The 22,329-nt window shown below is 73.7% G+C and carries 15 protein-coding genes; 9 read left to right on the top strand and 6 right to left on the bottom strand.

The genetic code is table 11. The annotated features are described in order from the left end of the window. Positions 1–321: 321 nt before the first annotated feature. Entirely contained in the window at positions 322–2,565 is a 2,244-nt protein-coding gene (locus O2V61_RS22265; RefSeq protein ID WP_269185467.1) for an ABC transporter permease, read from the bottom strand. Between the two features lie 262 nt (positions 2,566–2,827). Between O2V61_RS22265 and O2V61_RS22260 the strand changes: the two genes are divergently transcribed. The 5 genes from O2V61_RS22260 to O2V61_RS22240 all read left to right on the top strand — a co-directional run bounded on the left by O2V61_RS22260 (position 2,828) and on the right by O2V61_RS22240 (position 7,260). Next, complete coding sequence (locus tag O2V61_RS22260; RefSeq protein ID WP_269185466.1) at positions 2,828–3,634, top strand: GTP pyrophosphokinase; 807 nt, start codon at positions 2,828–2,830, stop codon at positions 3,632–3,634. A 128-nt stretch (positions 3,635–3,762) separates the two neighbouring features. Then, a complete protein-coding gene (locus tag O2V61_RS22255; protein ID WP_269185465.1) occupies positions 3,763–4,422 on the top strand; it encodes a TetR/AcrR family transcriptional regulator in 660 nt (219 codons plus the stop codon). Between the two features lie 62 nt (positions 4,423–4,484). Beyond that, positions 4,485–5,702, top strand: coding sequence for a YihY/virulence factor BrkB family protein (locus tag O2V61_RS22250; protein ID WP_269185464.1), 1,218 nt, complete (start codon positions 4,485–4,487; stop codon positions 5,700–5,702). Between the two features lie 161 nt (positions 5,703–5,863). After that, positions 5,864–6,604, top strand: a complete 741-nt coding sequence (locus tag O2V61_RS22245; protein ID WP_269185463.1) for an SDR family NAD(P)-dependent oxidoreductase — start codon at positions 5,864–5,866, stop codon at positions 6,602–6,604. A gap of 68 nt (positions 6,605–6,672) precedes the next feature. Then, complete coding sequence (locus tag O2V61_RS22240; RefSeq protein WP_269185468.1) at positions 6,673–7,260, top strand: TetR/AcrR family transcriptional regulator; 588 nt, start codon at positions 6,673–6,675, stop codon at positions 7,258–7,260. 151 nt (positions 7,261–7,411) lie between these two features. On the opposite strand, the gene gndA is transcribed toward O2V61_RS22240, so the two are convergent. Next, entirely contained in the window at positions 7,412–8,893 is a 1,482-nt protein-coding gene (gene gndA / locus O2V61_RS22235; RefSeq protein WP_269185462.1) for an NADP-dependent phosphogluconate dehydrogenase, read from the bottom strand. A 223-nt stretch (positions 8,894–9,116) separates the two neighbouring features. Between gndA and O2V61_RS22230 the strand changes: the two genes are divergently transcribed. Beyond that, positions 9,117–10,187, top strand: coding sequence for a LacI family DNA-binding transcriptional regulator (locus tag O2V61_RS22230; RefSeq protein WP_269185461.1), 1,071 nt, complete (start codon positions 9,117–9,119; stop codon positions 10,185–10,187). Positions 10,188–10,269: 82 nt separating this feature from the next. Here the strand turns inward: O2V61_RS22230 and O2V61_RS22225 are convergent, their stop codons facing one another. Further along, positions 10,270–11,562 (bottom strand): lactate racemase domain-containing protein, encoded by a 1,293-nt coding sequence (locus O2V61_RS22225; protein ID WP_269185460.1) that lies wholly within the window; start codon positions 11,560–11,562, stop codon positions 10,270–10,272. Between the two features lie 130 nt (positions 11,563–11,692). Here O2V61_RS22225 and uxaC point away from each other — a divergent pair, with 130 nt between their 5' ends. The 3 genes from uxaC to O2V61_RS22210 are packed head-to-tail and all read left to right on the top strand — an operon-like array spanning position 11,693 to position 16,016. Then, on the top strand, positions 11,693–13,108 hold the full coding sequence (uxaC, locus tag O2V61_RS22220; RefSeq protein WP_269185459.1) for a glucuronate isomerase: 1,416 nt from the start codon (positions 11,693–11,695) through the stop codon (positions 13,106–13,108). Beyond that, positions 13,105–14,472 (top strand): mannitol dehydrogenase family protein, encoded by a 1,368-nt coding sequence (locus O2V61_RS22215; protein ID WP_269185458.1) that lies wholly within the window; start codon positions 13,105–13,107, stop codon positions 14,470–14,472. Before uxaC ends, O2V61_RS22215 begins: the two co-directional genes overlap by 4 nt. After that, the gene (locus O2V61_RS22210) at positions 14,469–16,016 is read left to right on the top strand and encodes a gluconokinase (RefSeq protein ID WP_269185457.1); all 1,548 of its coding nucleotides are present in this window, start codon (positions 14,469–14,471) and stop codon (positions 16,014–16,016) included. Before O2V61_RS22215 ends, O2V61_RS22210 begins: the two co-directional genes overlap by 4 nt. Positions 16,017–16,029: 13 nt before the next feature. Here O2V61_RS22210 and O2V61_RS22205 read toward each other — a convergent pair whose 3' ends face one another. From O2V61_RS22205 to O2V61_RS22195, 3 genes are read right to left on the bottom strand one after another with little or no spacing between them, the layout of a single operon-like run. Beyond that, a complete protein-coding gene (locus tag O2V61_RS22205) occupies positions 16,030–17,364 on the bottom strand; it encodes an MFS transporter (protein WP_269185456.1) in 1,335 nt (444 codons plus the stop codon). Beyond that, positions 17,361–19,154 (bottom strand): beta-glucuronidase, encoded by a 1,794-nt coding sequence (gene uidA / locus O2V61_RS22200; protein WP_269185455.1) that lies wholly within the window; start codon positions 19,152–19,154, stop codon positions 17,361–17,363. The genes O2V61_RS22205 and uidA overlap by 4 nt, the downstream gene beginning before the upstream one ends. A gap of 47 nt (positions 19,155–19,201) precedes the next feature. After that, positions 19,202–22,234, bottom strand: a complete 3,033-nt coding sequence (locus O2V61_RS22195; protein WP_269185454.1) for a glycoside hydrolase family 2 TIM barrel-domain containing protein — start codon at positions 22,232–22,234, stop codon at positions 19,202–19,204. Positions 22,235–22,329: the final 95 nt, after the last annotated feature.

Genomic DNA, 22,329 nt, shown 5'->3' with positions numbered 1-22,329 from the left:
ACCCCACCGGAGAAGGCGACCAGCACCCCCGGCACCGCGGCCAGCTCGGCGTCCAGCAGGGCCAGCCGGTGCTCCAGCGCACGCTCGTCCCGGCGTGATCGGCCGGGCCCGAGGGAGTCGGTGTCGACGTCCGGCAGGTCAGCCACGATCACTCCTCACCCGGCGACGAGGCCGGGCCGGGCGGCTCGGACCGACGCGCCGACCATGGTGCACGGTCGCGGCCGGGCGAGCGCAGCGGATGCCAGGAGTTGCCTCCACCCGCCCGGCCCCGACCCGGACGTGGTCCGGGCTGGACGGCGCGTGGCCGTCCAGCCCGCCTCGTCAGCGAGCCCCGGCGCCTTCCAGCTGTCGGCGTCGTCCCGGTCGGAGTCGTGCCGATCGGTGCCGTCCCGGTCGATGCCGTCCCTGATCCGTGTCCTCGGCCGCCGTCCCGGAGGGCGAGGGTGGGCCGTCCGGCCCGGGGATGCCGACCCCGTCCTCCCGGCGCCGCAGCCACCGGTCCACGACGAGGTTGAGCAGGACGCCGACGACGCCCCAGATCGCGATGACCAGGAGGTCCCGGCCGACCCCGGCGTCGTCGAAGTAGACCAGCGACCTCGCCGCGTCCACCGCCGCGGGCAGGGGCAGCACGCCGGACAGGCCCCGGAAGACCTCGGGGACCATGTACAACGATAGGCCACCCCCCGAGGCCGGCACCCCGGCCAGCATCAGCACGACCATCACCGGGACGATCGCGGCCAGCCCCAGGGTCCGGGTGAAGACGCCGGTCACCGCGGCCATGGCGAAGATGGTCGCCGCCCCGAAGCCGATCATCTGCCAGGCGTTCCCGTTGACCGCACCGATGATCACGTCGAAGAGGAACCACAGCCAGAGGGCCATCCCGAGCGACCAGCCTGCGAGGTGCGGCAGGAACTGGCGCGACCTGGTCAGCTCGGGAGCACCCCCGCGGAACACGGCCATGATCAGGAAGCCGGCCATGATCCAGGCCATGCCGACGTACATGCTGTTGCTGCCCATGGTGTCGGAGTCGCGCAGCGGCGCCAGGTCGGTCTCCGTGAGCGGCACCTGCTGCCCGGCAGCGACCTGGCCGAACACCGCGCGCACCACGTTCTGCTGGCTGACGCCGGCGCCCGCAGAGGTGTAGAGGGTGGCGTCCTCGCCGGGGCCGTTCGGGAGCACGTAGGCGGCGACGACCTCCCCGTCGAGGACGGCGTCGGTGGCCTCGTCCACCGAGCCGGCCACCTGGACGTCGACCATCGACCCCAGGCTCGACTGGAGGCCGTCGGCGACCTGCGACGCCTGCTGCTCCGTCGACGCGACCACCGCGACCGGGAGTTCACGCACCGTCGGTTCGTGCATGGAGAAGCTCATCAGGCCGACCACCATGACCAGGATGGACAGCGGGAACGCCGCTGCGGTCACGTAGCGGAAGCGCAAGGACCGCAGCGGGCCGCCGGCCAGCGCGGGGAGCGGCGCGTCCGGGTCGGTGACCGGCGGGGCACCGGGGACCGCCAGGCCGCTCGCGCGCTCCTTGAGCAGCGACAGCCCCAGCGCGACCACCACCCAGAGGGTCAGCGTGAGCAGGTGCCTGCCGATCCCGTCGCCGTCGAAGTACACCAGCGCGCGCAGCGCCTCCCCCGCTGCCGGGAGCGGCAGCACGCCGTGCAGGAAGGAGAAGAAGCCCGGCATGACGTCGACCGACAGCGCCAGACCCGAGGCCGGCATGCCCAGCACGACGTAGAGCAGCATGCCGATGAGGACGGCGAGGGGGCCCATCAGCTTGGTGAACAGCAGCTGGGCCGCCCCCACGGCGCCGACGGCCAGCATGCCGACGCCGAAGAAGCCGAGGAAGTGCCCGTCCACGGCCCCGACGATCGGCCCCAGGATGAGCCAGATCAGCGCGCTGGTCCCGGCAGCCCAGCCGAGGAGGACCGGCACGAACCGCCGGACCGCCAGCAGGTGGGGCACGCCCAGCAGGACCACGCTGAGCGGCACGTACCCGGCCAGCATCATGCCCATCGCGGCGAAGAGCACCGCCGTGCCCGACGAGTCACCCGCAGGCAGCGGGGCGACGTCCTGCGGCTCGATGGTCCAGCCCTGCTGCACCGCGACCGGTGCGAGCAGCTGCTGGACCGTCTGGGCCTGCGAGGGGCCGGCCGCGCTCGCGGTGTAGACGGTCGCTGCATCGGTCCCCGGCCGCGGGACCTCCAGTGCGCCGACGACCTCCCGGCTCTCCAGCAGCGCGACCGCCTCGTCGGCCGACCGGACCAGACGCGGGTCCACGGCGTCGTCCGGGACGGCCGCGAGCGAGTCGACGACCCTCTCGGCCTCGGCTCCGACCCCGACCACGGCGACCGGCATGTCCCGCGGCTGCGGCGAGTGCATGGTCCCGACGTACGTCGCGTACATCATCGTGACCATGAGGAAGGGGATGAGGAACAGGAAGACGTAGCGCGCGATGCGGGTCTTCCGGTCCTCCGCCGGCGGGACGACCGCGGCGGGGCCACCGGTGGCGGGACCGGCTGCGGCGGGACCCGCTGCGGTCGAGGCGGCGAACGGCTCCATGCGAGTGCTCCAGGTGAGGGTCAGGCGGCGGTGCGGGGCGCGTACGCGGGATCCCGGGGCGAGGTGACTCACCACGTACGGGACGGGGCTACAGTAAGTCACATGACTTATGGACACCAAGAAGAGCGGCGGATGAGGCCCGTCACATCCGCCGCCCCGGACAGAGAGCTCGGTCGATGACCCGGTGCCACGCCGCACCCCGCACGCCCCACGAGCCTGGCGGGCAACGAACCACGACCGTGGCCCCGCGCGGAGACACCCGGTGAGTGCGCTCGCGCACGACGGTCACTGGGTCCCCAACGTCGGCTACTGGCCCCTCGCCGTGGTGACCGTGCCGGCCACCGGATCACCGGACCAGGAGCCGGCACCGAGGACCGCCACCGGCGTCCGCTCCGACGACCCCGCCCCGGACCTGAGCATCCTCGAACGCCTCGGGCCCGCCCGGGCGGAGGTGAACCGGTTCCTGCTGGAGTACCGGTCCGGCATCGAGGCGGTCCGGACGAAGATCACGATCCTGCAGCAGGAGTTCCTCACCCTGCACGACCACAACCCCATCGAGCACGTGGGCTCCCGGCTCAAGACCCCCGAGTCGATCATCGCCAAGGCAGCGCGCAAGGACCTGCCCCTGTCACTGCCGGCCATCCGTGCCGGCATCACCGACATCGCGGGCGTGCGGGTCACGTGCAGCTTCGTCTCCGACGTGCACGGCCTGGCCGAGACGCTGACGCAACAGCCCGATCTCACCGTGGTGCGGGTCAAGGACCACATCGCCGCCCCCAAGGCCAACGGCTACCGGAGCCTGCACCTCCAGGTCACGGTCCCGGTCTTCCTGTCCACCTCGGTGGTCCACGTGCCGGTGGAGATCCAGTTGCGGACCACGGCCATGGACTTCTGGGCCAGCCTCGAGCACAAGATCCACTACAAGTACGACGCCGCCGTGCCCGCAGACGTGCGGCAGCACCTGCGCGAGGCCGCCGAGACCGCCCACCACCTGGACTCCCTGATGGAGCACCTGCACCGACGGGTCCACACACCGCCGGACGACGTCTCCCCCACGGGATCCGCCTGACCCCCGACGGAGCACGCGTGCACCCGAGAACGAGGCGACCTGGACGTGAGTCACCCGACTCATGCACTCAGCGACCGGCTAGCTTGACCCGGGTCCTGCCGGATGCGGTCGACGGAGGAGGTACTCGGATGGCACGGTCCGATGCTGCGCGCACGGCTCTGCTGGACGCGGCCGAGCGCCTGTTCGCCGAGTCCGGCATCGCCCAGGTCTCCGACCGCAAGGTCGCCGAGGGCGCGGGCAACACCAACCACTCCGCCGTGCGGTACTACTTCGACGGCCGGGTGGGGCTGCTCCACGCGCTGATCACCCGCCACCTCACCCCCCTCGAGGGGCCGCGGCAGGCGATGTTCGCCCGTTCCGACTCCGTGCTGGGCGACGTCCGCAGCCTGGTGGTCCCGTTCACCGACGCGCTGGCCGCACTGCCGCAGCCCAGCAGCCGGGCCCGGTTCCTGGTCCAGGCGCTGCACGACCCGACGGCCGCGGGTCTGCTGCGCGAATCGGCCGAACTGGCTCCGTCCGCCTCGGCGATCACCCACTCCGTGGTCGCGCGTCTGCACCACCTGGACCGGGACGTCGCCATGGGGAGAGCCCGGCTGATGACCCGGATCGTCTCGACGACGTGCGCCGACGTCGAGGCCCTGTCCGAGCGGGACGGCGCGGCGCCCTCCTGGCAGGCGGTGGGCGACTTCCTCGCCGACGCGATCGCCGGGATGCTGTCGGCCCCGGTCACCCACCGGTCCGGCGTCCCGCTGGGGGTGACCGATCACCCGGCCGCCCTGCTGCTGTGACAGCCTGCGTGACCGCGTGCCCCTGGCGTGCACCGCCGGCCCGCGGGCCCGGGGCGGCGCCGGTGCCTGACGTCCTCGGGCGCGCCAAGGCGGCGTTCACGGAGCAGCGCTCCCGGCGTCGCTGGCTGGACCACCTGGTGGGCATGGTGGAGCACTACAACGGGATGCTGGGGAAGGACCTGGCCGGAGCGGTCTCCTACTTCGGTTTCCTCTCCCTCTTCCCGCTCATCGCCCTCTCCTACGCCGCCCTCGACTTCTTCCCCGCGGTGCGCCAGCTCTTCACGTCCTGGCTGGCGGGGAACCTGCCCGGGCTGACCGGCCCCGGCGGCCTGGACCTGGCGGCGGTCGCGGCCGGCGGGTCGGACCGCCTGGCGGCGAGCCTGGCCGGGGCCGCGGGCCTGGTCTACTCCGGGCTCGGTGTGCTGAGCGCGTTGCGCACCTCGTTGCGGCGGATGTGGGCGGTGGCCCCCCGGGACGCCAACATCGTCGTCAAGAAGACCTCCGACCTGCTCGGGCTCCTCCTGCTGGGCAGCACCCTGCTGCTGGCCACGGCCACCTCCAGCCTGACCACCGCCTTCACCGACCAGGTCCTGGAACTCCTCGGCGTGGCCACCAGCACCGCGGCCGCCGTCGGCGTGCAGCTCCTGGCGATCAGCCTGGCCGTGCTGGTCGACACCGCGGTGCTCCTGGTGGTCTTCGCCCGCCTGCCCGGGCACCGGATGCCCTGGCGCAACACCTGGACCGGCGCCCTCCTGGGCGCCGTCGGCATCGAGGTCCTCAAGCAGCTGGCCACCGTGTTCCTGTCCGGCACCAGCAACAACCCGGTCTACGGCGCCTTCACGGCGGTGGTCACCGTGCTGGTGTGGATCAACCTGGTCTGCCGCGTGGTCATGTACGCCGCCGCCTGGGTCGTCACCGGCCCGGTCCCCACCGTCGAAGCAGAGCTCGCCATGCAGGGAGAACGACTCGACGCGACGGCGGCCGACGCCATCACCCAGGCCCGCAAGGACGATGCCGGCCTGGTCGACGAGCCGGTGACCACGCAGCACCACACGACGGCCGGGTCCGTTGCGGTGAGCACCGCGGGCGTCGAGGACGATCCGGCCCCGCCGCACCCCTCCGTCAGCGCCACCGACAGACCAGCGGACGGCGCGGCGGGAGCCCGCAGGCGCAGCCGCCGCCGTCGTGTCGGTTCCGTGCTGGCCGGCGCGGTGGTCCTCCTGGCCGCCCGCGCCCGGGCCGCCGCGCGGACGCCGCGGAGGACGCGCCACTCGTCCTGACCCGGATCGCGGTCAGGGCGCCGGCGGCATCCGGGCGGGACCCCGTTCGGGTCGCTCCGAGCCGGGGCGACCCGCCTTGACAGCGTTTGTAAACGGCGTTTACTCAAGGTCGTGAAACGGGCGGGTCCTGACCTGCCCGACCGTCGAGCAGAGGAGCAGCCATGTCGTCGAACGGGAGAGTCGCAGTCGTCACCGGCGGGAGCCGGGGAATCGGTCGCGCGATCGCCACGGTCCTCGCGGCCCAGGGAGCTGCGGTCGCCGTGTGGGACCTCGACGCCGAGGGTGCCGAGGAGACGGTCGCGGCCATCCGGGCCGCCGGCGGGACGGCGATCGCCTGCGCGGGGGACGCATCCGATCGGGCGACGGTCGCCGCGTCCGCGGCCCGGACGCGAGCAGAGCTCGGTCAGGTCGCGATCCTGGTGAACAACGCGGGCATCAGCGGGTTCGTGCCGTTCCTCGACATCACCGAGGACTCTTGGGACCGCATGATGAGGATCAACCTCAAGGGCCCCTTCCTCTGCACCCAGGAGCTCGTGCCCGACATGCTGGCCGAGAAGTGGGGGCGCATCGTCAACATCTCGTCCTCGTCGGCGCAGACCGGTGCACCCGCGATGGGCCACTACGCCGCGTCCAAGGGCGGCGTCATCGGGTTCACCAAGGCGCTGGCGATGGAGTACGCCCCGGCGGGCATCACCGTCAACAACGTGCCCCCGGGGTTCGTGGACACCCCGATGCTGCGCGAGTCGCCGGTCGACGTCGACGACCACGCGGCGACCACTCCCATGCGCCGAGCGGGCAAGCCGGAGGACATCGCCTTCGCGGTCGCCTACCTGGCGTCGGACGAGGCCGGCTACGTCACCGGGCAGACGATCAGCGTGAACGGCGGCCGTTACCTGGTCTGAGCTGCTCCGGTGGACGGGCGCGTGCACCCCGGTACCGTGGCGCGCCACCGACGATCGGAGTCGTGCAGATGACTGCGCCGCCGACGGTCCCGCCGGAGCCGGGCCGGCCGGACCGTTCCGCCGCCGTGAAGGCCCGGATCCGCGGGTCGGCCCGGGAGCGGTTCAACCGGGACGGCTTCGAGGCGACCGGCATCCGCGACATCGCCGCGGATGCCGGCGTCAACCCCGCCCTGGTGATCCGTCACTTCCGGAGCAAGGAGCACCTCTTCATCGAGACGGTGGGCGCCGACGCGAGCTGGGGCGACGTGCTGGACGGCCCGCTCGACCAGATCGGCGCCCGCGCCGTGCGGGCCATCCTCGACGGGCACCGGCACGGCCATCGCGCCTTCGGTGCGATCGTGCGCGCCTCGGGTCGGCCCGACATACACACCACGCTCAAGAACTCGATCGCCAGGCAGCTGTCCGAGCCGCTGGAGGAAGCCCTGCCCGGACCCGACGCCGCGCTGCGCGCCCACCTCTTCTGCGCGCAGTTCATCGGACTGATGGTGGCGCTCTCGGTCTACGACGACGAGTACCTCCAGACGGCCCCGGCCGAGGACGTCATCGCGCGGTACGGCGATGCCCTGCAGCGCACTCTGGCACCCCAGGACCCCTAGACCCTCGTCCGCACGGTGCGCTCCTCGCGGGTCGCGCACGGCGCAGCGTGCCGCGGCGCCATCGGCAACGGGGACCGAGAACGAGATCTGCCGTGCCGACGTCCGGCGGGCCACCCCGCCAGGGAGCCGGGACGGCAGATCCCGTCCGGTGTCAGTGGCTGGACGGCTCCGTGGCGATCTCGCTGCGGTCGGCGGACCACAGCGTGTGGAAGACGCCCTCGGCGTCGATCCGCCGGTAGGTGTGCGCCCCGAAGAAGTCCCGCTGACCCTGGATGAGCGCGGCCGGCAGACGCTCGGAGCAGAGCGCGTCGTAGTAGGCCAGCGCGGACGAGAAGCCGGGCGCCGGCACACCGGACAGCGCCGCGATCGAGACGATGCGGCGCCACGCGTCCTCGCCGCGAGCGACGGCCTCGGCGAAGTAGTCGTCCGCGAGCAGGGTCTCCAGCTCGGGGTTGCGGGCGTAGGCCTCGACGATGCGGTTGAGGAAGCGGGCCCGGATGATGCACCCACCCCGCCAGATCGTGGCGACCGCGCCCAGGTCGATGTCCCAGCCGTACTGCCGTGCGCCGGCGACGATGGCGTCGAAGCCCTGCGCGTAGGCGACCACCTTGGAGGCGTGGAGAGCGGCGCGCACGTCGTCCTCGAAGCTCTCGGGTGCCTCCTGCACCGCAGGGCGGCTGTGCACGACCCGACGGACCGCCGCCCGCTGCTCGGACTTGCTCGACACCGCGCGGGCGAAGACGGCCTCGCCGATGCCCGAGACCGGGACGCCGAGCCCGACCGCGTTCTGCACCGTCCACACGCCGGTGCCCTTGGACCCGGCCTCGTCCACGATGACGTCCACGAGGGGACGGCCGGTGCGGTCGTCGGTCTGACGGAGCACCTCGGCGGTGATCTCGATGAGGTAGGACTCGAGGTCCCCCCGGTTCCAGGCGGCGAAGACGTCGGCGATGGCCTTCACGTCGTGCCCGCCCACCCGGCGCAGCAGGTCGAAGGACTCGGCGATGAGCTGCATGTCGGCGTACTCGATGCCGTTGTGGATCATCTTGACGAAGTGGCCGGCGCCGTCGGTGCCCACATGGGTGACGCAGGGCTCCCCCTCGGCGACCGCCGCGATCGAGGCCAGGATGGGCCCGAGCGTGCGGTAGGCCTCGGCCGACCCGCCCGGCATGATGGACGGCCCCCGCAGCGCCCCCTCCTCGCCGCCGGAGATCCCGGCACCGACGAAGTCCAGCCCGCGCTCCCGCAGCTCGCGCTCGCGGCGGATGGTGTCGACGAAGTTGGCGTTGCCGCCGTCGACGATGATGTCGCCCGGCTCGAACCGTGCGGCGAGCTGCGCGATGACCGCATCGGTCCCGGCCCCGGCCTGCACCATGATGATCGCGGTCCGTGGCCGCGCCAGGGACGCGACGAAGTCGTCGATCGACTCCGCCGCGACGAACCCCGCCTCCGGGTGCTCGGCCACCAGGAGCCGCGTCCGCTCCGGCGAGCGGTTCCACACCGCCACCGTGTTGCCCGCCCGGCTGGCGAGGTTGCGGGCCAGGTTCGAGCCCATGACGGCCAGGCCCACCACTCCGATGTTGGCCCGGCCGCCGGTCTCTCGTCCGCCGTCCGGCGCTGCTGCGTCGCTCATCGTCGTCCTGCCTGTCGCGGGTGGGACCGGCCGGGATGGGACCGGTGTGGGGAAGCTCCGGCCCGGGTCGGCACAACGCCGGTCCGACAGGTGTCGGGGAGCTCGGGGAGAGCCTCGGTCAGCCCGCGCGCGAGCGCGGTCCGCCGGGGCCGGGGGCTTAGCATAGCGGCGTGGCCATCGGTTGCCAGACCTTCGCACGACCGCACTCCCCCGGGGTCCGGCCATGACGGGCACTGTCGACGACGGCCGCCAGCCCGTCACCATCTACGACGTCGCACGGGCAGCGGGGGTGGCACCGTCGACCGTCTCCCGGGCCTTCTCCCGCCCCGGCCGGGTCAACTCCGAGACCGCGGCACGCATCCGCCGGGTCGCCGACGAGCTGGGCTACCGGACCGTGCCCCCGACTCGTGCGCGGGCGATCTCCCGGACACGGCTGCTGGCGCTGGTGGTGTCGGACGTGGCGAACCCCTTCTACGCGGAGATCATCCACGGCGCCCAGGCAGCGGCCACCGCCGACGGCTACGCCCTGCTGCTCATCGACGCGCACGAGTCGGAGCGGCTCGAGCGGTCGACGCTGGAACGCACGCTGCCGCTGGTCGACGGCGTCCTGCTCGCCGGTACGCGGTTGTCCGACTCGGCGATCCGCATGCTCTCCAAGCAGAAGCCGGTGATCGTGCTCAACCGGACCATCGTCGACGTGCCCTCGGTCGTCCCGGACAACGCCCGCGGCATCCGGCTCGCCGTGCAGCACCTCGCCGACCTGGGGCACCAGTCGATCACCTACCTCTCGGGCCCGGAGGCGTCCTGGGCCGACGGCTCCCGATGGCGCGCCGTGCTCGAGTCGACCGCTGCGTTGTCGTTGCGGGCCCGCCGAGTGGGACCGTTCGCCCCGGACCTGGCCGGCGGCACGCGGGCGGCGGAGGAGCTGTCCGCGCGGCTGCCCTCCGCGGTCATCGCGTTCAACGACCAACTCGCGATCGGCCTCGTCCGTGGCCTCACGGCGCACGGCGTCCGGGTCCCGCGGGACGTCAGCGTGGTCGGCTTCGACAACATCTCCGTCGCCGGCCTGGTCACGCCCGGCCTGACCACGGTCGCGGCGCCGCTGCACACGGAGGGCGCGACGGCGACCCGCCACCTGATGACGCTGGTGGCCAGCGGGCAGCGGGGCACGATCCTGTCCGCTGTGCTGCCCGTCCGCCTCATCGTGCGCGGCTCCACCGGGCGCCGCAGACGTCGCCGCAGCATCCCCGTGCACCCCGCTCCCCCGACCACCGACACCGACGTCCCGAGCTGACCGCTCAGGAGTCCTGCCCCGTTGTCCGGCCGGCAGAGAACGCGCAGGGACACCTGCCGCTTCCTGCCGTCGTGGCGTGGGGTCAGCGCAGCCGGAACAGCACCTCCCCGGCCTCGGGCACCAGCAGGGTCTCCGGGTCGTCCGCGGCGGCGCCGAGGTCGACCTCTGCTGGGTCCAGGTGGTCCAGGTCGGCCTTCCGGACGACGTCCTCGGGGATCCCGGTGGCGAGCGTGACCCGCACGCGTGGGCGCTCGACCCCGGTCGCGGCGTCGTAGGTGCCCGTCCCGCGCAGGTGGGTGGAGTGCGCCAGCACCCCCCAGTGCAGGTGGGCGAAGCGCTCCCACTGCTGCACGAAGTAGTCCCGGCAGTGGTAGCCGATCTCCTCGATCTCCGGGTGCATGGCGGAGATCGTGGTGATGTGCGGAGCGAGGATCACGACCTCGCCGCCGTCGGCGACGATCGGCTCGACCTTGTAGAAGCCCTTCGCCGCCGTCCACATGTCGTCGTACTTCTCCGGGATGACCGACACCACCCGGCGCACCGGGGCGTCGAGGTAGCGGACGTGCACCTGGGCGGAGACGTCCGCGGCAGCTGCCCAGGCGGCCTGCGGGTCACCGAAGGCCACCGAGTGCAGCGCGCCCGTACCGGACTGGGCCACCACGCAGACGGCCAGCCGCTGCGCGGGGACGAGAGCGGCGGCCTCGTCGATGAGGGCGCGCACCGGCGTGGTGCCGCGGGTGCCGATGATCTCCGCGCTGCTGATCAGCGCGCCGAGCCAGTGGGAGAGGTCGATGATCTCCTGGCCGGCGACCCCCGGGAAGAAGTACTTGTTGCCACCGGAGAACCCCACCACCTCGTGCGGGAACACCGGCCCGAGCACCAGCGCCACGTCGTGCTCGACGACGGCGCGGTTGAGCCGCACGTCCACGCTCTCGTGCAGCCGCCCCTCCGACAGCTCGGCGATCCGTTCGGCCGGGATGGTGCCCAGCGAGACGAACGTGTCCGGGTCGGACCACTCGTGGTTCAGCACGGTCATGCCCGGATAGCGGGCGGCCAGGTCACCGGCAGGGTGGCCGAGGTGCCGGGCCAGCTGGGCCTCGGTCATGGCCGCGTGGGTGCCGAGCGCGATGAGCACGGTCAGCCGGCTCACCCGCCCGACCAGCGCCCCGTGCACCGCCGACAGCAGCATCGGCAGCGGGCAGCTGCGGGTGGCGTCCGGGACGATCACGCACACACTGCGCCCGTCCAGGTCCTCGGCCGCCAGGCAGTCGGCGAGGAAGCCGGCCACCTCGTCGGACTCGAGCACCTGGTCCGCACCGCCCACGGTGGCGACGCGGCCGGCTGCCGGGGACTCGGGGTCGGACACCTGCGTCATGACGGCACCATGCGCCGGCTGCGGCGGCGGTGGCAAGCGGCCCGCGCGACCCACCGCAGCTGGGCGGGTCGCGGACGGCAACACGTGGCAACCGGTTCCCAGCGAGTGATCCGTTGCACACCATGAGCACATGTCCGCCCCCGCCCTCGACCGGCACCCGGACCGGCTCTTCCCCGCAGACCCCGGCACCCGGGCGATCGCCCGGACGTTGTACGAGGCGGTCCGTGACCTGCCGATCCTCTCGCCGCACGGCCACGTGGACCCCCGCGCACTGGCCGACGACGTCCCCTTCACGGACCCGGCCGCGCTCTTCGTCACCCCGGACCACTACGTCACCCGCCTGCTGCACGCCAGCGGCGTCCCGCTGTCCGCGCTCGGGATCGGCCACGGGACGCTCCCGGAGGCGGAGGCCAGGCAGGTGTGGCGAGAGCTCTGCGCGCACTGGCCGGTCCTGGCGGGCACCTCGACCCGCTACTGGCTGGAGTCGGAGCTCGCCGAGGTGTTCGACGTGACCGTCCACCCTTCCGTGGCGACGGCGGACTCGATCTACGACCAGGTGGCCGAGCGGCTGACCAAGGACGCCTACCGTCCGCGGGCGCTGTTCGAGCGCTTCGGCATCGAGGTGCTGGCGACGACCGACGACCCCTGCGACGACCTGTCCGCCCACGCCCAGCTGGCGGCCGACCCGGCCTTCGCCGGCCGGGTCGTCCCGACCTTCCGCCCCGACCGGTACCTGGAGGCGGCGGCCCCCGGCTGGGCCGACGCAGTGGCCCGGCTGGGCGCGGTCAGTGGCGTCGACACCGGGAACTACGCCGGCTGGGTCGAGGCCATGGAGCAGCGCCGGGCGCACTTCCGCGCACACGGCGCGACGTCGGCCGACCACAGCCACGAGGACGTCGGCACCGAGCCGCTGCCCGCAGCCGAGGCGGAGCGGGTCTACCGGGCGGCCCTGGCCGGGACGGCGTCACCCGGCGAAGGCGTCGCGCTGCGCCGGCACATGTTGTTCGAGATGGCCCGGATGTCCTGCGACGACGGCCTGGTGATGACCATCCACCCGGGCGTGCGCCGCAACCACCACGGCCCCACCCTCTCCGCCTTCGGCCCGGACACCGGCCACGACATCCCGCTGCGCATCGACTTCACCGACCCGCTGCGGCCGCTCCTGGAGCGCTTCGGCGTCCACCCGGGCTTCCACCTCGTCCTCTTCACGCTCGACGAGACGGCGTTCTCCCGCGAGCTGGGTCCGCTGGCCGGCTTCTACCCGTCGGTCTACGTCGGCGCTCCCTGGTGGTTCCTCGACGCGCCGGACGCCGTCCGCCGGTTCCGGGGCGCGGTGACCGAGTCCGCCGGCTTCCGGCGGACGTCGGGCTTCATCGACGACACCCGCGCCTTCTGCTCGATCCCGGCCCGGCACGACATGTCCCGGCGGCTGGACTGCGGCTACCTGGCCCGGCTCGTCGCCGAACACCGGCTGCCGGAGGACGAGGCGCGGGAGATCGCCGTCGACCTCGTCGACCGTCGCCCACGAGAGGTCTTCAAGCTGTGACGGCCTCCCCGCTGCGTCGCGGACCCGGCGCGCCGCCCCCGGTGCGCGCCGTCCACCTCGGACTGGGCAGCTTCTTCCGCGCCCATCAGGCCTGGTACACCGATCGCGCCGGCGAGCCGTGGGGCATCGCGGCCTTCACCGGTCGGCGGCCCGACCTGGCCACGGCGCTCACCACGCAGGACGGGCTCTACACGCTCGTCACCCGCGGCCCGGACGGCGACCGGTTCGAGGTCGTGCGGTCGGTGGTCCGCGCCCACGCCGCCGCGGACTCGGACGCGTGGCTGGCCCTGCTCGCCGACCCGGCGGTCCGGGTGCTCACCACCACGGTCACCGAGGCCGGCTACCACCGGCGGCCGGCCGGCGGCCTGGACACCGACCACCCGCAGGTCGCCGCCGACCTCGCCGCGCTGCGCCGGGACCCACGTGCCCCGGTGGGCTCGGTGCCCGCCCGGATCGTCGCCGGCCTGCTGGCCCGGCGGGCCGCCGACGCGGGGCCGCTGGCGCTCGTGCCCTGTGACAACCTCCCCGACAACGGGGCCGCCCTCACCGAGGTCGTGCTCGCCCTCGCCGCGGGCGTGGACCCGACCCTGCCCGACTGGGTCGCTGCCCAGGTGACGACGGCGACCACCATGGTCGACCGGATCACGCCCGAGCCCACCGCCGCCGACCGGGACACCGTCCGCGCGGCCACCGGCACCGAGGACCTCGCGCCGGTGGTCACCGAGCCCTTCAGCGAGTGGGTCGTCTCCGGCCGGTTCCCCGGCGGGCGGCCGGCCTGGGAGGACGCGGGGGCCGTGCTGACCGACGACGTCGCCCCCTTCGAGCAGCGCAAGCTGTGGCTGCTCAACGGCGGTCACTCGCTGCTCGCGTACGTCGGCTCCGTGCGCGGGCACGCCACGGTCGCCGAGGCAGCGGCCGACGAGTGGTGCCTCGCGCTGCTGCACGGCTGGTGGGACGTGTGCACGCCGCACCTGAGCGTGTCCCCCGAGGAGGTCGCGGCCTACTGCGCCGCGCTCGTCCAGCGTTTCGCCAACCCGCGGATCCGGCACTCGCTCGCGCAGATAGCCACCGACGGCTCGCAGAAGCTGCCGGTCCGGTTGCTGCCGGTCCTCCGGTGGGAGCGGACCGCCGGGCGCCTCCCGGAGTCTGCCGTGACGGTGCTGGCCGCGTGGCTGCTGCACCTGCGGGGCGCCGGGGCGCCGGTCAAGGACGTCCGCGCCGACGAGTTCCGCGCCCTGGCAGCCGGGGAGCTGGCGGAGGCCGCGCCTCGCGTGCTCTCCGCGCTGGACCCCGCACTGGCCGATGACCGGGAACTGCTCGGGGCCGTGCGGGACCGGGCAGCCGACCTGTCGGGCCGGCGGTGACGCCAGGCGTCCCCGGCGGCGCCAGCGGCCCTCCGGGTGACGTCGTCATCGGCCTGGACGTCGGGACGACGGCGGTCAAGGCCGTCGCCTTCTCCCCTGGCAGCGGATGGCAGGCCACGGCGCTGCGCGAGTACCCGCTCACCGAGCCGCGGGCCGGCTGGCAGGTGCAGGACCCCGACGCCGTCGTGGCCGGCGTGCTCGCGGCGCTGCGGGAGTGCATCGCCGCCACGGCGGGGGCTCCGGTGACCGCCGTGTCGGTCGGCACCGCGATGCACGGGCTGATCGCCCTGGACCGCCATCATCGCCCGCTCACGCCGCTGGTGACCTGGGCGGACGCGCGGGCGACCGCGCAGGCGCACGCGCTCCGGGCGTCCGGCCGCGCGACGGAGCTGCAGCGGGTCACCGGCACCCCGGTGCACCCGATGTCCCCGCTGACCAAGCTCATGTGGTTCGCCGAGCACGACCCGGGCACCTGCGCGGCCGCCCGCTGGTGGGTGGGGCTCAAGGAGTACGTGCTGCTGGCGCTGACCGACTGCCTGGTGACCGAGCTGTCCTCGGCCTCGGGCACGGGGCTGCTCGACCTGACCACCGGTGACTGGCACCCCGATGCCCTGGCGCTGGCGTCGGTGGGCGCGGAACAGCTGGCCGAGGTGCTGCCCACCACCGCCATCCTCAGTTCCTCCTCCGCTGCCGCCGACCGCACCGGCCTGCGCCCCGGGACCCCGGTCGTCGTCGGGGCCGCGGACGGGCCGCTGGGCAACCTCGGCACCGGCGCGATGCGGCCCGGCACCGCGGGTCTGAACCTCGGCACCAGCGGTGCCGTGCGCACCGTCGTCGACCGGCCGACGACCGACCCGGCGGGCCGGCTGTTCTGCTACGCCCTGACCGCCGACCACTGGGTGACCGGCGGCGCCCTCAGCAACGGCGCGCACGTGGTCCGGTGGGCGGGCTCGGCGCTGGCGCCGGACCTCACCGGCCCGGACGGGGACGACGAGGCCCTGCTCGAGCTCGCCGCGCAGGCACCGGCCGGCAGCGACGGGCTGGTCATGCTCCCCTACCTGGTGGCCGAGCGGGCGCCGCTGTGGGACCCGGACATCCCCGGCGCCTTCCTGGGGCTGCGCCGCGGGCACACCCGCGCCCACCTGGTCCGCGCCGCCGTGGAGGGCGTGGCCACCCAGCTGGCGGTGGTGCTGGACGTCCTGGACGCGGTCGCCCCGATCACCACGGTCCGGGTGACCGGCGGCGCCTTCCGGGCGCCGCTGTGGCGCAGCACGGTCGCCGCCGCCCTGGGGCGTCCGGTCCACGTCGGGTCCGATGCCGGCGGCGGTGCGCTCGGCGCGGCCGCGCTGGCGCTGTACGCCCTGGGCCAGAGTGCCCACCTCGAGGACGCGCCCGCCCTCCTCGCGCCCCCGGAGGACGAGCCGCCGCCGGTGGAGGCCACGGCCGACCACGTCGCCGTCCTCGCCGACCTGCGCGCACGCCTCCCCGCCCTGGTCGAGGGCCTCGGCCGGGTGACCGCGGCCTCGTCCGCTCTCCCGCGCTGAGAGACACCCGGGCTCAGCGGACGCCGCGCACCCGGAGCCCGATGACCAGGCCACCGATGAGAGCCAGCGCGCCGGCCAGCAGGTAGAGCAGGGTGTAGTTGGCCCCGCCGGCCGTGGCACCGATGGTGATGACCACCGGCGAGAGGAACGGCGCCAGGCTGCTCGGCACCCGCTGGCTGAAGGTGAAGATCGCCATGTACCGCCCGGCGGCGGTGTCCCGCTCGGGGAGCACGTCGAGCACGATCGCCTGGTTCACCGCGGCGAACACGGCGATGCCCGTGGAGGTGAGGGCGGTGCCGGTGAGCAGGGTGGCGAAGGAGGAGGCGAAGGCCAGCACGGTCGCCCCGGAGGCCAGGATCACGGTGGCGACGACGACGAAGGGCCGGCGGCGGCCCAGCCGATCGGACAGCCAGCCCGCGCCGAGGGACCCCACGAAGCTGCCCACGATGCCCACCGACGCGGTCACCGCGACGAACCCGGCCACCTCCGCGAGGCCCACGTCCAGCCGTGCGGCGTAGAAGTAGGTGCTGAACGTCGTGGTCAGCGAGACTCCCAGGAACACCGAGAAGCGGCCGAGCCAGTTCCAGGCGAAGTCCGGGTGCGCCCGGGGGCTGAACGTGAAGGAACGCAGCAGCCCGCCGAGGGTCAGGCGGCCGGGCAGTGGGAACCCCCGGGAGTCCTCCTCCCTCCGCAGCACCAGGAACGGCAGCACGAACACCGCGCCGGTCAGCCCGGGCAGCAGGAACAGCAGCGGGCCGTCGATCGCCACCGTGCCGGCGAGCAGGATGCCGACCACCGCGGCGAGCTGGGAGGTGAACCCGGTGTACCCGGCGAGCTTGCCGCGCTGGCGGGGCAGGAGGTGGTCGGCCTGCATGTTGGTCAGGGCGCCGTTCGCCGTGCTCCAGCCGAGGCTGGTCAGCACCCAGCCCGCGGTCAGCACGGCCAGGCCGTCCGCCGCGGCCATGGTCACCAAGCCGGCCAGTCCGACCGTGGTGCCGATCAGCAGCCAGGGCCGGCGCCGGCCCAACCGGCTGCGCGTGCGGTCGCTGAACGTCCCGATCAGCGGGGCAGCGAGCAGCGAGACGACCGAGCCACCGCCGAGGACGAACCCGAGCACCTCGGGCTGGCCGGGGGCCAGCTGCTGCACCCGGACGGCCAGGGAGTAGGCCATCGGCCCGAGCAGCGCCATCGAGGAGCCGAAGCCGGCCAGCACCAGCAGCACCAGGCGTGCTCGACCCAGGCCGGTCGGCTGCCGGGGCCCCGCCGGCGGGGTGGCCGGGACGGCGGTGAGCTGCGGGGAGCCCCCGACCACCGGCACGACCGGGTCCCCGCCGGCGGGGACGCTCACCGCTGCGTGCCCGGCTTGCGGTTCTGCAGCCCGAGCCACCGGCGCCGCAGCTCGTGCGCGGCGGTCTTGGGGCGCCGGTCGCGGGTGAACACGCCCTTCTTGTTGCCGTCGACCCGGTGGATCGCCCGGGTGGTCTGGAAGTCGGCGAAGTTCCAGATCTGCTCGCCGACGAACGCCTCCACCCGGTCGAACACCCGGTGGTGCATCTCGAGGAAGTCCCGCTGGTACTCCTCGGTCCACGGGATGTCCCACAGGGAGTGCAGCCCCTGCATCGTGTCCGCGCCGTACTCGGTCATCAGGATGGGCTTGTCGTACTTCGCCGCCCAGCCCCGCAGGTCCCGCTCCAGGTAGTCCTCGGCCGTGGCGAGGTCGCCGTTGGCGACGTACCAGCCGTAGTAGCGGTTCAGCGAGATCACGTCGAACAGGTCGGCGATGCGGTCGTTGCCGGGGTTGGCGAACATGACCACGGCGTAGGTGACCGGGCGGGTCGGGTCCAGCTCGCGGGTGAGCTGCACGAGGGGCTCGAAGTACTCCCGGGCGCCCTCCTCGTTGGACGAGGGCTCGTTGGTGATGCACCACATCACCACGCTGGGGTGGTTCTTGTCCCGCGCGATCAGCTCGCGGAGGTGCTGGGCGTGCGCCGCCTGCGTCTGGTCGTTGAAGGTCTCCGGGGAGAAGGTCGGCGTGGTGACCGCGCCGGCGAGCCCGCCGGTGACGGCGAGGTTGAGGCCGACGGCCGAGGTCTCGTCGATGACGACGATGCCGTGCCGGTCGGCGAACTCCAGCACCTCCTCCGCGTAGGGGTAGTGCGAGGTGCGGAAGGAGTTGGCGCCGATCCAGTCCATCAGCTGGAAGTCGTGCACCAGGTAGGCGTCGTCGTGGCCCTTGCCGCGGATGGGCGTGTCCTCGTGCTTGCCGAAACCGGTGAAGTAGAACGGCTCGCCGTTGATCAGGAACTGCGTGCCGCGGACCTCGACGGTGCGGACGCCGAAGGGCTCGGTGTAGCTGTCGACGACCGTCTCGCCGTCGACGACCTCGACCACGAGGTCGTAGAGGTGGGCCGCGCCGGGCTGCCACAGCGTGACGTCCTCGATCCGCAGGCTGCCCTCCGCGCCGGTGCCGGCGGCGACCTCGGCGCCCGTGGCGTCCAGTGCGCGCACCCGGACGTCGGCCGGCGCACTGGTGCGGACGGCGTAGTCGACGGTGCCCGCCGCGCCGTCCACACCGGTGACGACCGTGACGTCCTCGACGTGCGTGGCGGGGCGGCTGTAGAGCCACACCGACCGCGCGAGCCCCGCGTAGTTGAAGAAGTCGTGCAGGTAGGTCTGCTTGCGCCGGCCGGACTGCTCCACGGTGAGGGTGCCCGGCGGGAGCGTCACGTTGGTCAGCTCGTTGTTGACCCCCACGGTGAGCCGGAACTCCTCCCCCGCCCGGACGACGTCGGTGATGTCGGCCTCGAACGGGGTGTACCCGCCCACGTGCTCGGCGACGAGGTGCCCGTCGACGTACACCCGGCCCTCGTGGGTGGCCGAGTCCAACCGCAGCAGCACCCGCTCGCCGGCCCACCCCCGGGGCACCCGCACCGAGCGCTGGTACCAGGCCCACCCGACGTGGTCCCGGATCGCCCGGTCGGCGAACAGGTCGTTGTAGCTGGCCGGCACCGCCGCCTCCAGCGTGGTCTCCAGGCGGCCGGTCCACGGCTCGTCCTGCACGCGGTCGGCGATGCCGAAGCGCCACAGGCCGTCGAGGTTCACCAGTTCACGGGTCGGGGTGGCGCGGGGCTTGAGCATCGATCTCCTCCTGGTTCGGCGGCGCCGGGAACCCGGCGCCGGGTGCTTCAGCGGGGGCCGGAGAGCGTGAGCCGCCACTCCCAGGCGTGCTCACGAGCCGACAGCCGGTACGGCTTGCGGGTGTCCGGGCCGAGCAGCGCGGTGCCCACGCCGCGGTGGGCGACGTCGAGGTGGACCACCGTGGTCGCGCTCGCGGGCAGCTCCCACCAGTGCGCGGCGTCCTCGAGCTGGTCGACGGTGTACCGGCTGACGTTCATGTGCAGCGGGGTCGTCGAGGTGGCCCGGACCTCACCGGCCGGGCCGGACAGCCGCAGCTCGGTGACCCCGCCCCGGGTGCCGTTCTCCTGCGGGAGGACGTAGGGCACCGCGAGGTCGTCGATCGGGCTCGACCACGCGCCGAGCAGCGCGGAGGAGGCGCGGTCCGGGTAGTTCTCCCACGGCCCGAGGCCGACCCACTCGGCGTGGGAGAAGCCATCGCCGAGCTCGAACTCCATCCCGACCCGGAGACCGTCGGTGGTCCCCTCGGGCAGCGTCACCTGCTCGGAGAGGAGGACGTCGCCCTCCCCCAGCCCGCGGATCGTGCGGCGGTGGACGACCTCGTCCCCCCAGGCGGCGGCGTACCTGGTCAGCACCACCAGGCCGGCTGCGGCCTCCTCGGTGGTGACCTCCTGCGCGGTCAGCCGGAAGAAGCCGCTGCGGACGAAGCGCTGGTCCAGGCTGAACGACCCGTCGTTGTCGGTCAGTGCCCGCCACAGGGACAGCTGCGGGGCCCGGCGCAGCAGCGGGTGCCGCAGCGTCCCGGAGCCGTCGACCGGCAGCGCGGTGGTCCCGGTCGCCGGCCACGGCTCCGGGTGGCGGGGCAGGACCACCTGGTGCTCGGCCAGGACCGTCCCCGCCGGCGCCCAGCCGGCGTCCTCCCGCGTCGCGACGCTCAGCGTGAGGGCGAGCGGGGTCGCCGAGGTGAGCAGCTCCCGGATCGAGGTGGGCAGCGGCACGTCGACCTCGGCGCCGGCCGGGACCTCCAGGGAAGGCAGGGCGACCTCGCCCACGGGCCCGGTCCGGGTCTCGATCCGCAGCGTGAGGTCGTAGCCGCCCAGGTCGGCGAAGGTCTGCCGGTTGCGCAGCCGCAGCCGGCCGGCCACGACCTCCGCGGGGCCGGAGACGATCCGCACGGGGGCGAAGATCCCGCGCAGCTCGAGCAGGGCCGGCTTCGGCGTGAGGTCGGCGAACGCGATGCCGTACAGCAGGGTGGGCCCGTTGTTCGGCTCGTCGCCGAAGTCGCCGCCGTAGCGGTACCGGCCGTCGCCGTCCGGGTCCAGCGCCTGGTCCTTGAAGCCCCACAGGAAGCCGCCCTGGAGCCCCGGCAGGGTCTCGAACAGCTGCCAGTACTCCGCCAGGCCACCGGTCGAGTTGCCCTGCGAGTAGGCGTACTCGCAGGTGATCAGCGGCCGGTCGGCCCGGGAGTCGGCGGAGTACGCCGCCAGCGCGTCGAACGAGGGGTACATCGGGGCGACGACGTCGGTGGCGGCGTGGCCGCCGTACCAGTCGGTGGCCACCGCGGCCTCGTAGTGCACGACGCGGGTCGGGTCGAAGCGCCGGATCCACGCGGCGGCGGCGTCGTGCGCGGCCCCGTACCCGGTCTCGTTGCCCAGCGACCAGGCGATCACGCAGGCGTGGTTCCGGTCGCGGAGCACCATCCGCGTGATGCGCTCCACGATCGGGGTCAGGTACCGCGGGTCGTCGGGGATCGTCGAGGCGAACGCGTGCCCCTCCACGTCGGCCTCGTCGACCACGTAGAAGCCGATCTCGTCGCAGAGGTCGAGGAACACCGGGTCGTTCGGGTAGTGCGCGGTGCGGATCGCGTTCACGTTGCACCGCTTGAGCAGCGACAGCTCGGCCAGCATGTCCTCCCGGGTGATCACCCGGCCGGTGCGCGGGTGCACGTCGTGCCGGTTGACGCCCTGGACGAGGATGCGGCGGCCGTTGACGAGCAGGTCACGCTCGACGATCCCCACCCGCCGGAACCCGACCCGCAGCTGCGTCTCGTCGACGACCCGGCCGTCGGCGGCCAGCAGTCGGACGGCGACGTCGGTGAGCTGCGGCCGCTCGGCCGACCACGGCTCCACCTCGAGCTCGGCGAGGGAGAACACCGCCCGGCCAGCCGGCGCCGCGGTGAGCTTCATGCCCTGCCCCAGCATGCCGGGGATGGCCCGCAGCTCCGGCGGGATCGGCGCCTGCGCCGCGGTCAGGCTGACCATGTCCATGAAGTCGGCCGGCAGCCGGGGCGCGGGGCGGCTGGTGCGCTCCCGGCCGGCCTTGGGCAGGGTGGGCGCCGTCATCCGCGGGGAGACCGGCAGCGTCTCGGTGCGGCCGAACACGGTCAGCTCCACCGAGAAGTCGTTGTCGCGGAGGTGGGCCAGCCCGTCGGTCTCCACGGTGAGCTGCAGCGAGCCGCGACCGGTCGCCGCGTCGTAGTCGGCGACCGCGACGACGTCGGCCAGCCGGACCTCGGGGACGGTGTAGAGGAACACCGAGCGGGCCAGCCCGGACTGCCACCAGTGGTCCTGGTCCTCCAGGTAGCTGACCGCCGACCACTTCACCACGACCAGGTCGATCGTGTTGGTCCCGGCGACCACGGCGTCGGTGACGTCGAACTCCGCCGCCAGGTGCGAGTCGCTGCTGGACCCGATCGGCCGGCCGTTGACCGCCACGCGCAGCAGCCCCTCGGCGGCGCCGACGTGCAGCACCACCCGACGCCCCTCGAGCGGGGTGAGCTCCACGGTCCGCCGGTACACCCCCGTGGGGTTGGCCGCCGGGATCTGCGGCGGCACCTCGTCGAAGGGCATGGGGACGTTCGTGTAGTGCGGCCGGTCGGCGTCCTCGGACATGGTCCACAGGCTGGGTACGCGCACGGTCGTCCACTCGCTGCCGAGCGCGGCGGTGGGGGCGGGCAGCAGCTGGAACTGCCAGTCGCCGTCCAGCGGGACCTCCGCGGTCCGGCGCAGGGCGGTCATCGGCAACCGCCCCGGGGCGGAGAAGCCGGTCGGGTCCCACGGCAGGGTGGTCAGGTCGCTGGTCACGTCATTCCTCCGTCAGCTCGCCGCGGCACGTGCCGCCGGCCGGCCCCGCCAGGCCCGGCTCCGGCACGCCCGCAGGCCCGGAGCACCGGCGGTCG

Source organism: Modestobacter sp. VKM Ac-2985 (assembly GCF_026967925.1).
Lineage (GTDB): Bacteria > Actinomycetota > Actinomycetes > Mycobacteriales > Geodermatophilaceae > Modestobacter.
The sequence above is the reverse complement of the archived record's forward strand: the minus strand, read 5'-3'. Positions and strand labels throughout refer to the sequence as shown.

What these genes read in the sequence shown, in the direction of transcription:
- O2V61_RS22265 (WP_269185467.1), bottom strand. Translation starts at nt 2,565, where the DNA reads ATGGAGCCGTTCGCCGCCTCGACCGCAGCGGGTCCCGCCGCAGCCGGT.
- O2V61_RS22255 (WP_269185465.1), top strand. Translation starts at nt 3,763, where the DNA reads ATGGCACGGTCCGATGCTGCGCGCACGGCTCTGCTGGACGCGGCCGAG.
- O2V61_RS22245 (WP_269185463.1), top strand. Translation starts at nt 5,864, where the DNA reads ATGTCGTCGAACGGGAGAGTCGCAGTCGTCACCGGCGGGAGCCGGGGA.
- O2V61_RS22240 (WP_269185468.1), top strand. Translation starts at nt 6,673, where the DNA reads ATGACTGCGCCGCCGACGGTCCCGCCGGAGCCGGGCCGGCCGGACCGT.
- gndA (WP_269185462.1), bottom strand. Translation starts at nt 8,893, where the DNA reads ATGAGCGACGCAGCAGCGCCGGACGGCGGACGAGAGACCGGCGGCCGG.
- O2V61_RS22230 (WP_269185461.1), top strand. Translation starts at nt 9,117, where the DNA reads ATGACGGGCACTGTCGACGACGGCCGCCAGCCCGTCACCATCTACGAC.
- O2V61_RS22225 (WP_269185460.1), bottom strand. Translation starts at nt 11,562, where the DNA reads ATGACGCAGGTGTCCGACCCCGAGTCCCCGGCAGCCGGCCGCGTCGCC.
- uxaC (WP_269185459.1), top strand. Translation starts at nt 11,693, where the DNA reads ATGTCCGCCCCCGCCCTCGACCGGCACCCGGACCGGCTCTTCCCCGCA.
- uidA (WP_269185455.1), bottom strand. Translation starts at nt 19,154, where the DNA reads ATGCTCAAGCCCCGCGCCACCCCGACCCGTGAACTGGTGAACCTCGAC.